The 13,064-nt window shown below is 65.1% G+C and carries 10 protein-coding genes; 3 read left to right on the top strand and 7 right to left on the bottom strand.

Features of this window, described 5'->3' with window-relative positions; all coding sequences use genetic code 11:
- Positions 1–115: 115 nt before the first annotated feature.
- Positions 116–1,540 (bottom strand): glutamate--tRNA ligase, encoded by a 1,425-nt coding sequence (gene gltX, locus FJ419_RS17785; RefSeq protein WP_140696070.1) that lies wholly within the window; start codon positions 1,538–1,540, stop codon positions 116–118.
- 102 nt (positions 1,541–1,642) lie between these two features.
- Here gltX and FJ419_RS17780 point away from each other — a divergent pair, with 102 nt between their 5' ends.
- Positions 1,643–4,114, top strand: a complete 2,472-nt coding sequence (locus FJ419_RS17780) for a ComEC/Rec2 family competence protein (protein WP_140696067.1) — start codon at positions 1,643–1,645, stop codon at positions 4,112–4,114.
- 36 nt (positions 4,115–4,150) lie between these two features.
- Here the strand turns inward: FJ419_RS17780 and lexA are convergent, their stop codons facing one another.
- Entirely contained in the window at positions 4,151–4,885 is a 735-nt protein-coding gene (lexA, locus tag FJ419_RS17775; RefSeq protein ID WP_140696064.1) for a transcriptional repressor LexA, read from the bottom strand.
- A gap of 434 nt (positions 4,886–5,319) precedes the next feature.
- Between lexA and kynU the strand changes: the two genes are divergently transcribed.
- Positions 5,320–6,567: a kynureninase gene (gene kynU, locus FJ419_RS17770; protein WP_140696060.1), complete on the top strand. Its 1,248-nt coding sequence runs from the start codon at positions 5,320–5,322 to the stop codon at positions 6,565–6,567.
- 47 nt (positions 6,568–6,614) lie between these two features.
- Positions 6,615–7,445 carry an alpha/beta hydrolase gene (locus FJ419_RS17765; protein WP_140696361.1) on the top strand — a complete coding sequence of 277 codons (831 nt, stop codon included), beginning with the start codon at positions 6,615–6,617 and terminating at the stop codon, positions 7,443–7,445.
- A gap of 99 nt (positions 7,446–7,544) precedes the next feature.
- Here FJ419_RS17765 and glp read toward each other — a convergent pair whose 3' ends face one another.
- The 5 genes from glp to FJ419_RS17740 are packed head-to-tail and all read right to left on the bottom strand — an operon-like array spanning position 7,545 to position 12,952.
- The gene (gene glp / locus FJ419_RS17760; RefSeq protein WP_140696057.1) at positions 7,545–8,750 is read right to left on the bottom strand and encodes a gephyrin-like molybdotransferase Glp; all 1,206 of its coding nucleotides are present in this window, start codon (positions 8,748–8,750) and stop codon (positions 7,545–7,547) included.
- Entirely contained in the window at positions 8,750–9,229 is a 480-nt protein-coding gene (gene moaC / locus FJ419_RS17755) for a cyclic pyranopterin monophosphate synthase MoaC (protein ID WP_140696054.1), read from the bottom strand. Before moaC ends, glp begins: the two co-directional genes overlap by 1 nt.
- A gap of 2 nt (positions 9,230–9,231) precedes the next feature.
- Positions 9,232–10,044 carry an indole-3-glycerol phosphate synthase TrpC gene (gene trpC / locus FJ419_RS17750; RefSeq protein ID WP_140696051.1) on the bottom strand — a complete coding sequence of 271 codons (813 nt, stop codon included), beginning with the start codon at positions 10,042–10,044 and terminating at the stop codon, positions 9,232–9,234.
- A 5-nt stretch (positions 10,045–10,049) separates the two neighbouring features.
- Positions 10,050–11,060: an anthranilate phosphoribosyltransferase gene (trpD, locus tag FJ419_RS17745; RefSeq protein ID WP_140696047.1), complete on the bottom strand. Its 1,011-nt coding sequence runs from the start codon at positions 11,058–11,060 to the stop codon at positions 10,050–10,052.
- The gene (locus FJ419_RS17740) at positions 11,057–12,952 is read right to left on the bottom strand and encodes a peptidylprolyl isomerase (RefSeq protein ID WP_140696043.1); all 1,896 of its coding nucleotides are present in this window, start codon (positions 12,950–12,952) and stop codon (positions 11,057–11,059) included. The genes trpD and FJ419_RS17740 overlap by 4 nt, the downstream gene beginning before the upstream one ends.
- Positions 12,953–13,064: the final 112 nt, after the last annotated feature.

Genomic DNA, 13,064 nt, shown 5'->3' with positions numbered 1-13,064 from the left:
CGGAATGCGCGAACTCGCCACCGCATTTTAGGAGGTGCGTGCCAGATTGGGCCAAGCCCAATGTTGCACTGCGAAACACACCTTTCAATGCCAATCTTCTTGGGCCAGCTCGCTCCTAATCGATTTGATCTCCAATGCGCGCCAGGCTTTCCTGACGGCCCAGCACGGCAAGCACGTCGAACACTCCGGGCGAGGTGCTGCGGCCGGTCAGCGCGGCTCTCAGGGGCTGCGCCACGGCGCCCAGCTTGTGCCCGCCGGCCTGCGCAAAGTCGCGGATCGAAGCCTCCGCCGAGGCCGCGTTCCAGTCGCCCTGCACAGAAGACAATGCGCTGTGCGCGCCGCGCAGAATCGCGCGCGCATCCGCGTTGAGCAAGCCCGCCGCCTTCTCGTCCAGCGGCAACGGCCGCTCGACGAACAGGAACGCCGCGCCGTCGACCAGTTCCACAAGAGTTTTTGCTCGCTCCTTGAGGCCGGGCATGGCGGCAAGCAGTTGCGCCTTGCGCCTGTCATCGAGCTTTGCCGCGAGCGCCGGGCCGCCTTCGAGATAAGGCAAGGTGGCGACGAAGATGTCGAACAGCGCCCGGTCGTCCATCTTGCGCATATGGACGCCGTTCAGCGCCTCGAGCTTGGCGAAGTCGAAGCGGGCCGCGCCCTTGTTGACGTCGCCGATGTCGAACCAGGCAATCATGTCCTCGATCGACATCACCTCGTCGTCGCCATGGCTCCAGCCGAGCCTGGCCAGATAATTGAGCAGAGCCTCGGGCAGGTAGCCCATGGCGCGATATGCCTCGACGCCGAGCGCGCCGTGCCGCTTCGACAGCTTGGCGCCGTCGGCGCCGTGGATCAGCGGGATGTGCGACATCGACGGCACATCCCAGCCCATGGCGTTGTAGATCACCGTCTGGCGCGCGGCATTGGTCAGGTGATCGTCGCCGCGGATGATGTGGGTGACGCCCATGTCGTGATCGTCGACGACGACGGCATGCATGTAGGTCGGGACACCATCGGAACGCAGGATGATGAAGTCGTCGAGATCCTTGTTGGGGAAGCGCACCTCGCCCTGCACGCGATCGTTGACGATCGTCACGCCCTCGGTCGGCGCCTTGATGCGGATCGTGCCTTTGACGCCTGCCGGCGCCTCGGATGGGCCGCGGTCGCGCCAATGGCCGTTGTAACGCGGCGGCAGGCCCTTGGCACGTGCGGCCTCGCGCATCGCCTCCAGCTCCGCCGGCGTCTCGTAGCTGTAATAGGCCTTGCCCATGCGCACGAGCTGCTCCGCCACCTCGCGGTGACGCGGCGCACGCTCGAACTGCGAGACGGCGTCGCCATCCCAGGAGAGGCCAAGCCAGGTCAGCCCGTCTAGAATGGCAGCCGTGGCGGCTTCGGTGGAGCGCCCCCGATCGGTATCCTCGATGCGCAGCAGCATCGTGCCGCCGGTGTGCCTGGCATAGAGCCAGTTGAACAGCGCCGTGCGCGCCCCGCCGATATGCAGGTAGCCTGTAGGCGAGGGGGCAAAACGGGTGACGACCTTGTCGGACATGGAACTCTCGAGGAAGTGCTGAAAAATGCATGTCTCGCGCGGACTTCCACGCGACCGGCGTTCATGTAGCATAGGCGGTCTGGGGCGCAAGGGGCAGACCCGATGGCTGGACGTGGCCGGGGCGCGGAGGAGGGCGAGGGAACGACAGCGGGCGTCAGCGAACGCCTGATGTTTGCTCATGCCGTGCCCGCTGAGGAAGCGCCGCTTTCGCTTCCGGCGCCGCGTCCGCCAGCTGAGCTTCTGCCGCCTGGCGGCGGCACGTTACCGCCGGCATCGCCGACAGCCAATGTTGGCCGGATCCGCAGACAGCTTGGCCGCGTTTCGCTTCCTGCTCTGCGCCGAAGCGTTGCGGTCGCCGCCACCACCGAGCTCGACCGTGGCGTCGGCTTTCTGCTGGTGCCGGTGTTCCTGGCAGCCGGCGTGATCTGTTACTTCTCGCTGAGCGCCGAGCCGGACCTCTACAGGCCGCTTGCGGCGGCCGCCCTGATGGCGGTCTGCGCGGCGGTCTCGCGTTCCCGGCACAGAACGCATCTTGTCTTCATGGCGGCATTATTCTGCGCCTTGGGCTTTCTCGCGGCCAAGGTGGAGACCTGGCGGATGGCGAGCCCGATACTGGGTTCCGAAATCCAGACACGGCTGACGGGCCGCCTCGTCACCGCCGAGGCGATGGCGAATGGCCGTGTCCGGCTCACCATAGATCTCATATCCACGGAGCATCCGAAGCTGCGCTACGCGCCGGACCGCATCAGGCTGTCGGCGCGCAGGATCCCCTCCCCCTCCGGCATGTCGGCCGGGTCGATGCTGACCGGCTATGCCAAGCTGCTGCCGCCGACAGGTCCGGTTCGGCCGGACAGCTACGATTTTTCCTTCGACAGCTATTTTGCCGGCATCGGCGCCAGCGGCTTTTTCCTGGGCGATCCGAAACTTGTCGCGCCGACCCCGATTGCGCCAACGGAGGTGCCTTTCGGCGCGCGCGTGGCATCGGCCATAGAAAACGCCCGCGAGGGGATTGCCGACCACATCAGGAGCAGGATCGGCGGCTCCGAGGGCGAGATCGCGGCGGCGCTGATCGTCGGCGTGCGCGCCGGGATTCCGGAAGCCATCAACGAGTCGATGCGACGGACCGGCATCTACCACATCATTTCGATCTCCGGCCTGCACATGGCGCTGGTTGCCGGCACGATCATGGTGCTTTTGCGCGGCGCCTTCGCGCTGTTTCCCGATTTCTCGTCGCGGCGGCCGGTGAAGAAATACGCCGCCGGGATCGCGCTCATCTCGATCGCCGCCTACCTCATCATCTCCGGCATCGTGGTGGCGGCCGAGCGAAGCTTCATCATGCTGGCCGTGATGCTCGCCGCCGTGCTCTTCGACCGCGCGGCGCTGACAATGCGCAACCTGGCGATCTCGGCCATCGCCGTGATCCTGGTCTCGCCGCACGAAGTGGTCGGCCCGAGCTTCCAGATGTCCTTCGCCGCCACCGCCGCCCTGGTCGGCGCCTATGCCGGCTTTGCCGATTATCGCGCCGGCAAAACGACCGCGCCGCCGGCAAAGCGTTCGTTCGTCGGGTTCCTGTCGCGAAAACTGGCGGTTGGCGTGGGCGGCGCCGCCGTGACGTCGCTCATCGCGGGCAGCGCGACGTTGCTGTTTGCGATCTGGCATTTCCAACGCGTGTCGCCGCTCAGCCTGCTTGCCAATCTGGCGGTCATGCCGATTGTCTCGCTGATCGTCATGCCGTTCGCCGTGCTGAGCGCGCTGGCTATGCCCTTCGGCTTCGACGGTCCGTTCCTCTATGTGATGGGCAAGGGCCTGACAGCGATGATCGCCATTTCGGCATGGATTTCCGAGCGCTCGCCTGTCGATGCCGTCGGGCTGATCTCGATCCAGTCGGTGCTGCTGGCGACGGTCACGCTGGTCATCGCGACCATGGCCACCACCTGGCTGAGGCTTGCCGCCGTACCCTTCGCGCTCGCCGCGCTGCTAGCCATTCCGCACGTCCGCACACCGGATGTGCTCATTTCCGAGGACGCGCATCTGGTGGCGATGCCGATCGGCGGCGGCGAGCTTGCCGTCAATCGCGAACGCTCTAACGAGTTCACCACCGACAACTGGAAACGGGCGCTGAAATCCGAGGATGTCGTACCGCCGGAAAGGTTCGCCAAAGATACGCTGGACATTGCCGATCCCGTCGACCTGCCGCCCGGCTCGCCCTTCTACTGCAGCGGCGATCTCTGCATCGGCCGGCATCCTTCCGGCGCGATCGTCGCGCTCGCCGAGACCCGCGACGCCGCCCGGCCAGCCTGCGGTTTCGCCGACCTCATCGTCATCAACGACGCCACGGCCTATAACCCATGCCCCGATCCGCGTGTGCTCGTCGTTACCAAGCGGCAGCTGGCGCGCGACGGCAGCGCCGCCGTTTTCTTCGATCCGCAATCGGCAACCGCGCGGCCCACCGTCCGCTACGCAGTCGTAGAACCATACCGGCCCTGGCACGAGCAGCGGAAATACACGCGCGAGGCGAGGGGACTGGCGCCCTATAAGCAGCCGGAAAAACCAGCAGCCGCACCGGCCCAATAGATTGTCGTCCGGGCGAAGAAGGCCGGCCAGTTCTGCTCAGTAGCGGCGGATAAGTCCCACGAGCTTGCCCTGAACCTTGACCCGGTCCGGTCCAAAGATCCGGGTCTCATAGGCCGGATTGGCGGCCTCGAGCGCGATCGAAGCACCCTTGCGGCGGAAACGCTTAAGCGTCGCCTCCTCATCGTCGACCAGCGCCACCACGATCTCACCCGGGCTTGCCGTGTTGGCATTGCGGATGATGACGGTATCGCCGTCGAAGATCCCGGCCTCGATCATCGAGTCGCCCTTGACCTCCAACGCATAATGCTCGCCGCCCATGATCATGTCCGGCGGCACCGAGATCGAATGCGTCTGGTGCTGGATAGCGTCAATCGGTACGCCGGCGGCGATGCGGCCCATCACCGGAATGGATACGGCCGCCGCGGCCTCGTCGTCATTGCTTGGCGTCGGGGTGCGCGATGGCGCCGCCGGCTTGACCTGGCGGTTGAGATTGCCTTGGCCGCCCTGGATGACGCTCGGCGAAAACTTCTTCGCGGCATTCAGGCCAGGCGCGATCGAGTCGGGCAGGCGCAGCACTTCCAGCGCGCGCGCCCGGTTCGGCAGCCGGCGAATGAAGCCGCGTTCTTCCAGCGCCGTGATCAGCCGGTGGATGCCGGATTTGGAGGCAAGGTCGAGCGCCTCCTTCATCTCATCGAATGATGGAGGAATCCCGCTCTCCTTCAGGCGTTCATGGATGAACATCAGGAGTTCATGTTGTTTGCGCGTCAGCATCGGCGGCCCCCACGGGTTCTGAACCCAGAATCAGAAAAACAAACCCAGAACAAACACTATCTGTTCCAGTTGTGTTCCGCAACCGTTTAAAGTTTAGTGAATTTGTTAAGGCCGCCGAAACAATGTCGCATCCGGTGACGCCTTGGCCGCCCCGGTTGGGGTAGCGGCGTTGATTCCGCTCATATTTTGGAGCCTCCTTAAGCTGAAACAAGAGCCGACACCATCACGAAGCCGCGGATAGGATCCCGCCGGTTCCTGCGCAAGCGTGCCGCACCGTGAACGAAACGAACCCAAAATGCCAACCTTGGCAATGATTCCGATCCATGGTCTTCGCCGTCTATGGACCAGCTAACATAGGACCAAAGGTTCTTGCCCTGTCGCCGACGGTGGTGAGACAACCCCCTTGACCAGGTCGAAATGGAGGCGGCAGCACAATGAGGGGAATTCCTGATCTCGCCGAAGTCGAGGCGATGGATGCCGCGGATCCGCTGCGCGCCATGCGCGATCGCTTCGTCTTGCCGGAAGGCGTCATATACCTCGACGGCAATTCGCTGGGCGCAGCTTCGATCGACGTCTTCAACGAGATCGAGACTGCCGCGAGGCAGGAATGGGCGCGCGATCTCATCCGCGCCTGGAACACCGCCGGCTGGTTCGATATGCCCATCGAGCTGGGCGACCAGCTCGGGCGCCTGATCGGCGCGAAACCCGGCCAGACGGTCGTCTGCGACACGACTTCGATCAACATCTACAAGGTCCTGCATGCGGCACTTGCGATGCGGCCCGAGCGTTCGGTGATCGTTGCCGAGGCCGACAGCTTTCCGACCGACCTCTATATGGCGGAAGGGGTCGCATCGACGCTGCCCGGCACGGTGCTGCGGCTCGAAGGCGCCGATGCCCCGACGATAGAAGAGCTGATCGACGATCGCGTCGCCGTCATCCTGGTCAACCACGTCAACTACAAATCCGGCCGGCTGCGCGACATGGCGGCGCTCACCCGCAAGGCCCATGAAGCCGGGGCGTTGATCGTGTGGGACCTCTGCCACACGGCGGGTGCGCTGCCGGTGGATCTCGACGGCTCGAATGCAGATTTCGCCGTCGGCTGCACCTACAAGTATCTCAATGGTGGGCCGGGCTCGCCAGCCTTCATCTATGCCGCGAACCGCCACCACCGCGACATTCGCCAGCCGCTCAGCGGCTGGTGGGGCCATGCCCGGCCTTTCGCGTTCGAGCAGGGCTATGCCGCGGGCACGGGCATCCGGCGGTTCCTTTGCGGAACGCAGCCGGTGCTGTCGATGCGTGCGCTGAAAGGCGCGCTGGATCTCTGGAACGACGTCGACATGAGGGCCGTGCGGAGAAAAAGCGTCGCGCTGACCGACCTGTTCATCCGGCTTGTCGAGGCCAGATGCGGCGGCTTCGGTCTTGAGTTGGAGAGCCCGCGCTCAGGCGCAGAACGCGGCAGCCAGGTATCGTTCGCCCATTCAAATGGCTACCAGGTGATGCGCGCCTTGATCGAGCGCGGCGTGATCGGCGATTTCCGCGCGCCATCCACCATTCGTTTCGGCTTCACGCCGCTCTATGTCGGTTACCGAGATGTCTGGAATGCGGTCGAGGTGCTGGAGGACATCCTGCGCACTGGCATCTGGCAAGGCGCGCGCTTTGCCGTCAAAACAACCGTTACCTGACTTTGAATCGGCGATGCCGAACAAATGACCTGATCGCGGAGGCACCGTTGCTGGGACATCGTATTGTCGACTGGGATGACGCCTACGCAAATGGCGCCAATATCGCGGGCGGCGACCGCTGGCCGGCGGCGTGGGATGGGCCGGCGCGGACGTTTCGCGAACAACTACTGGCGGAGGGCAGGGCGCGGCTCGATATCGTGTATGGCGAAGCGCCGCGCAATCGCTTCGACCTATTTCTCCCGTCTGCGGCGCCAAAGGGGCTCGTTGTGTTCATCCACGGCGGCTACTGGATGGAGTCGGACAAGAGCTCCTGGTCGCACTTGGCTGGAGGCGCGATCGGCCGCGGCTTTGCCGTCGCCATGCCCTCCTACACGCTGTGCCCGCAGACCAGGATCAGCGGCATAGTCGGCGAGGTCGCTGCAGCGATTGAGAAGGCGGCCGCCATGGTCGATGGTCCGCTGATGCTGACCGGGCACTCGGCCGGCGGGCATCTCGCCAGCCGAATGGTGACCACGGCCTCACCGCTATCATCCGATGTGACGCGGCGCATACGCCAGGTGGTTTCGATTTCAGGCCTGCACGACCTTCGGCCGCTGATGTTCACAGCGCTGAACGAGACCCTGAACATCGACGAGCCGGAAGCGCGGAGCGAAAGCCCGGCATTGTTGCGGCCTCGACAGGGAGCCTGTATCACCTGCTGGGCCGGCGGCGGCGAGCGTGCGGAATTCCTGCGCCAGAGCGCGTTGCTCGCCAACGTCTGGATCGGGCTCGGCGCTGCCACACGTTCAGTGGTCGAGCCGGACCGACATCATTTCAATATTGTCGATGGTCTCGCCGACCCGGATCATCCCCTGACCCGTACGTTGGTCGACGAATAAGAGTTGCGATCGACTTCGTCGACCTATCAGGATAGACTTTGTCGACCTATCAGAATCGACTTTGTCGACGTCTGAACGATCGACTTTGTCGACGTCGGTTTAGCGCAGCATGAGCACGCTGCATTCAGCACCGGCTTCCGCGGCCGGCGCAAAGGGTTCGCGCACGATCAGGCCGTTGGCGTCGGCGAGCATCCGCAGCATCGAGGAGTCCTGAATGCCGAAAGGCGTCGCGACCAAGGTGCCGGCGTCCTCGCGCACGACGGCGCGCACATAGTCCTGCCTGAGATCGTTGGCCCGCATCGCGGTGCCAAGCCGGGCCGTTCGCATATCCTGCCGATGATCGCGGCCGCCGAGCCGGGCAAGCAGCGGCTTCAGGAAGAGTTGCGAGCAGACAATGCTTGCCACCGGATTGCCGGGCAGGCCGATGCAGCGGACATTGCCAAGCCGGCCAAACATCAGCGGTTTGCCGGGGCGCATGGCGATCTTCCAGAAATCGAGCTGCATGCCTTCGCCGGTCAGCACGCCATGGACGAGGTCGTGGTCGCCGACCGAGGCGCCGCCGAGCGTGACGATGACATCGGCGTTCGCCTCGACCGCTTTCCGGACCAGCGCGGCAATCGCCTCCCGGCGATCGGCGGCGATGCCGAGATCGAGCGCGAGCGCGCCGACCGACTGGGCGGCGGCGGCAACGCCGTAGGCATTCGACGAAATGATCTGGTCGGGGCCGAGCGTGCTGCCCGGGGGCAGCAATTCATCGCCGGTGGCGATGATCGCGACCAGCGGCCGGCGTACGACGTTCAGGGCTGGGTGGTTGGCCGAGGCCGCCAGCGAAAGGGCCGCCGCATCGAGAACGCGGCCCTTTTCGAGCAGCACGTCGCCCTGGGCGAAGTCGAGCCCGCGGCGGCGGACATTGCGTCCTTTCGCGGTCGGCTCGGTCAGCTCGATCCTGCCATTGCCGAGATCGCGGACGTTTTCCTGGATGACGACGGTGTCGGCCCCTTCAGGCAGCGGCGCCCCGGTGAAGATGCGCACGGCCTGGCCTTCCCCGACAGTTCCGGAGAAACCGCGCCCGGCAGTCGCCACGCCGATGACCTCGAGTAGCGCCGGCGCCGAAGCGACATCGGAGAAGCGCGCGGCATAGCCGTCCATCGCGGAGGCATCGAAAGGTGGCTGCGTGCGCAGCGCGACCACCGGCTCGGCCAGCACGCGGCCCGCCGCGTCAGCCAACGGAACGCGCTCGCCCGGCAGAGCCGTCACGCCGTCCAGCAGGCGTTCGAGCGCGTCGGTGACCAGAAGCAAGGCCATTATGAACCCGCCTTGTAGTCGCCTGATTTGCCGCCGGTCTTCTCGACCAGCCGAACGCCGGAAATCACCATCCCGCGGTCCGCTGCCTTGGCCATGTCGTAGATGGTGAGGCAGGCGACTGAAGCGGCGGTCAGCGCCTCCATCTCCACGCCCGTCTTGCCGGTGACGCGGGCGAGGGCGGTAACCTTGAGACCTGGCAAGGAATGGTCCGGCTCGATCTCGACGGCAACTTTCGTCAGAAGCAGCGGATGGCAGAGCGGGATCAGTTCGTGCGTCTTCTTCGCGGCCATGATGCCGGCGATACGGGCAGTCCCCAATACGTCGCCTTTCTTGGCGTCGCCGGCCAGGATCATCTCCAGCGTTTCCGGCTGCATGGAGACAAACCCTTCGGCGACTGCCGTGCGCGTCGTCTCGGCCTTGTCGCCGACGTCGACCATATTGGCTTCGCCCTTGGCACCAAGATGAGTAAGGGAGGCCATCTTCAAATGGCCTCGGCACGCGCCTTGCCGGTGAGCAGCAGTTGCGTGGCGGCGGCCACGTCGGCCTGCCGCATCAGGCTCTCGCCGACCAGGAAGGTGCCGATCTTGCTCTTCTCCAGCCGGCGGCAGTCCTGATGCGTGAAGATGCCGCTTTCGCTGACCAGCAGCCGATCCGCCGGCACCATGGCCGCCAGCCGCTCCGAAATGTCGAGGCTGGTTTCAAAGGTTCTGAGATCGCGGTTGTTGATGCCGATCAGCCGCGACGAGAGGCGGAGCGCGCGTTGCATTTCCTTTTCGTCGTGCACCTCGACCAAAGCGTCCATGCCGAGCTCGAAGGCGGTTGCTTCAAGGTCCTTGGCAAGCGCGTCGTCGACGCTCGCCATGATGATTAGGATCGCGTCGGCGCCCCAGGCGCGTGCTTCGTAGACCTGGTAGGGATCGAACAGGAAATCCTTGCGCAGAGCCGGCAGGCGCACCGCTGCCCGAGCGGCTGTCAGGAATTCGGGAGCGCCCTGGAAAGACGGGGCGTCTGTAAGCACCGAAAGGCAGGCGGCGCCACCTTGCTGGTAGGCCTGTGCCAATGACGGCGGATCGAAATCGGCGCGGATCAGGCCCCTGGAAGGGCTGGCCTTCTTGATTTCGGCGATCAAAGCGAAGCCGCCATCTCGGCGCTTGGCTTCCAGCGCGGCAAGGAAGCCGCGCGGCGGCTCGGCGTCCCCGGCCTTCGTCTTGATCTCGGCGAACGACACGGCGAGCTTCGCCGCGGCGATCTCTTCACGCTTGTAGGCTTCGATCTTGCGCAGGATATCGGACAAGGGGTCTAACCGTTCGAAATCTCGATGAGCTTGTCGAGCACCGCAAGCGCGCGGCCGCTGTCGATCGCTTGCGCCGCCGCCGCGATGCCGTCGGCCAGCGTCGTCACCTTGCCGGCCACAACCAGTCCGGCGCCGGCATTCATCAGCACCGTATCGCGATAGGCGCCGGCGGCTCCGCCAAGCATATCGCGCAATTGCTTGGCGTTGTAGGCCGCGTCGCCGCCGCGCAGCTCTTCCTTTGTGTGCCGCTTCAAGCCGACGGCTTCCGGCGTCAAGGTGAAGCTGCGAATCTCGCCGCCGGCGAGCTCCGCCACCTGTGTCTCGCCGGTGGTGGTGATCTCATCATAGCCGTCGCCATGGACAACCCAGGCGTGATCGGCGCCCAGCGCCTTGAGCGTCTCGGCCACGGGCATGATCCACTCCGGCAGGAACACGCCAACCATCTGGCGGCTGACGCCGGCGGGGTTCGACAGCGGTCCGAGCAGGTTGAAGATGGTGCGCGTGCCGAGCTCGACGCGGGTCGGCCCGACATGCTTCATCGCCGGATGATGCGCCGGCGCGAACATGAAGCCGACACCCGCCTCATGGATGCAGCGGCCGATCGTCTCCGGCGGGATGTCTATTCTGACGCCCAGCGCCGTCAGCACATCGGCGGAGCCGGTCAGCGAGGACAGGCCGCGATTGCCATGCTTGGCGACCGGCACGCCGGCCGCGGCGATGACGAAGGCCGAAGCGGTCGAGATGTTGACCGAATGCGAATTGTCGCCGCCGGTGCCGACGATGTCGATGGCGCCTAGCGGCGCCTCGACGCGCAGCATCTTGGCGCGCATCGTGGCGACCGCGCCGGAAATCTCGCCCACCGTCTCGCCGCGTACGCGCAGCGCCATCAGGAAGCCGCCGATCTGGCCGGGCGTCGCGTCGCCCGACATGATGATGTCGAACGCCTCGCGCGCTTCCTCGAAGGAAAGCGCGGTGCCCGTGGCGACCTTGGCTATGTGTGTCTTGAGAGCGCTCATCGTGTCTGTGCTTGCGAAACCGCGTTCGGATCGATGCGGACGTCATATTGCGACTGCAACTGCGCCACCAGCTGGTCGAGCAGATCGTCGGACATGCCGGCGCCGAAGGATTTCTGCGCGTCGTCCGGCACCGCGCTGCCATCGGCGCCCGCCGGCTCGAAGACCTCGGCGACCTTGAACAGGATCTGGCCGTCGCCGGTGGGCGAGGGGATTAAACCGGTACCGCCTTCGCCGACGCCGAACATGGCCGCGGCGCCTTCCTTGCCGAAATCGGCATCGTCGGCTTCGCGCTTCAGGCCGCGCTTGGTCTGCATGTCGAGCTTGAGCTCGCCGGCGATTACGTCGAGCGCGGCGCCTGCCTTGAGGCGCTTCTCCAGTTCCTGAGCCTTGGCGTCGAGACGCTTGTCGGTCTCGGCCTCTGTCCAGTCGGCGACGACCTTCTTGCGGACTTCATCCAGCGTGCGGTCGCGCGCCGGCGTGACCGACTGCACTTCGTAGAAGACGAAACCGTTGCCGGCAGTCGTCAGGCCTTCGTTCTCGGTATTGGGCTCCGCCGCGAACACCGACTTGATCAGCTCGGCCGATTCCGGCAGGTCGTTGACGATCGTGCCGTCCGGCCGCTGGCCGGTACGGTCGATGGCGTCGATGGTGACGACCTTGAGCTTCAACTTCTCGGCGGCCTGGGCCAGCGAGGCGCCCGAGGCGCGGGTGTCCTCGTAGCTGTCATGCACATCGAGCAGGATGCGGCTTGCCTCGCCAAGCGCCAGGTCCTTGCGGATCTGGCCGGACACTTCCGACAGCGGCTTCACCACCTGCGGCTTGATCTCGGTGACGCGCAACAGCACGGGGCCGAAGGCGCCCTGGACGACCTGGCTCACCTCGTTGGCATTGAGCGAGAAGGCGGCATCGGCCACCGCCTTGTCGGCGATCTTGTCCTTGGCCAGCGTGCCGAGCAGCGTGTCGGCCTGCGTCTTGCCTTCGGCGGTGACGAGCTTGTCGAAGGTAGCGCCAGCCTTCAGCGAATCCAAAGCGGCCTTGGCCGCATCCGGCGTCTTGAACACCAGCTGCTCGATGGTGCGCATCTCGGGCGTCGTGTAGCGCGCGATGTTCTTGTTGTAGTCCTCGCTGATCTGCTGGTCTGTCACCGCGGACGGATCCATGATGTCCTGCGGCTCCAGCCGGACATAGGAGAACTTGCGGTATTCCGGCGCGGCATAGTTCTTCTTGTTGGCGTCGAAATAGGTTTTGAGGGCGCTGTCGGACGGCGCCTCGATCGGCTGCACCAGCGTCTTCGGCAGCACGACATAGTCGATCGTGCGATCCTCGCCGCGATAGAGAGAGACCGCCTTCAGGAAGGTCTGCGGAACCTTGAGGCCGTCGGAGATCGCCTCGACGATCTGCTGGCGCACGGCCACCTGCGAGCGGTTCCTGAGATAGTCCTCGGGCCGCATGCCGAGCTGGCGCAGCAGATACTCGAAGGTGCGGCGATCGAACTGGCCGCCGGGGCCCTTGAAGGCCGGATCCTCGCGCGTCAGTTCGGCCAGCCGATCCTTGGAGAGGCCGAGCCCGAGCTTGCGCGCCTGTTCGTCGAGCACCGCACCCGAAACGAGCTGCGCCAGCACCTGGTTGTCGACACCGAGCAGCTTGGCCTGTTCGTGGGTGACGCGCTGGCCATATTGCTGCGACAGAAGGTTGAGCTGGCGGTCGTAAGCGAGGCGGTACTCGTTGATCGAGACCTCCGTGCCGCCGGCCGTGATAACCGCGTGATGACCGCCCAGCACGCCACCCACCATGCGCGTGGTCGCGCCCCAGGCGAGGAAACTCACCACCAGCAAGGACAGCAACGCCTTCGCGACCCAGGTACCTGCCGCGCTTCTCAATATACCAAGCATGCATACTTCCGATTTTTGCGCATTTTCGCATGCGCCGAGTCTGAAACAAGCGCAATAGCGCCCTTCCGGCCCACTGTCGATTGCTTTGTGACCTGATTTTGGTAGTGAGGGC

This window comes from Mesorhizobium sp. B2-6-2 (assembly GCF_006440615.1).
In the GTDB taxonomy this organism is placed as follows: domain Bacteria; phylum Pseudomonadota; class Alphaproteobacteria; order Rhizobiales; family Rhizobiaceae; genus Mesorhizobium.
This window is presented reverse-complemented; position numbering and strand designations above follow the sequence as displayed.

What these genes read in the sequence shown, in the direction of transcription:
- kynU (WP_140696060.1), top strand. Translation starts at nt 5,320, where the DNA reads ATGAGGGGAATTCCTGATCTCGCCGAAGTCGAGGCGATGGATGCCGCG.
- glp (WP_140696057.1), bottom strand. Translation starts at nt 8,750, where the DNA reads ATGGCCTTGCTTCTGGTCACCGACGCGCTCGAACGCCTGCTGGACGGC.
- FJ419_RS17780 (WP_140696067.1), top strand. Translation starts at nt 1,643, where the DNA reads ATGGCTGGACGTGGCCGGGGCGCGGAGGAGGGCGAGGGAACGACAGCG.
- moaC (WP_140696054.1), bottom strand. Translation starts at nt 9,229, where the DNA reads ATGGCCTCCCTTACTCATCTTGGTGCCAAGGGCGAAGCCAATATGGTC.
- trpD (WP_140696047.1), bottom strand. Translation starts at nt 11,060, where the DNA reads ATGAGCGCTCTCAAGACACACATAGCCAAGGTCGCCACGGGCACCGCG.
- FJ419_RS17740 (WP_140696043.1), bottom strand. Translation starts at nt 12,952, where the DNA reads ATGCTTGGTATATTGAGAAGCGCGGCAGGTACCTGGGTCGCGAAGGCG.
- lexA (WP_140696064.1), bottom strand. Translation starts at nt 4,885, where the DNA reads ATGCTGACGCGCAAACAACATGAACTCCTGATGTTCATCCATGAACGC.
- gltX (WP_140696070.1), bottom strand. Translation starts at nt 1,540, where the DNA reads ATGTCCGACAAGGTCGTCACCCGTTTTGCCCCCTCGCCTACAGGCTAC.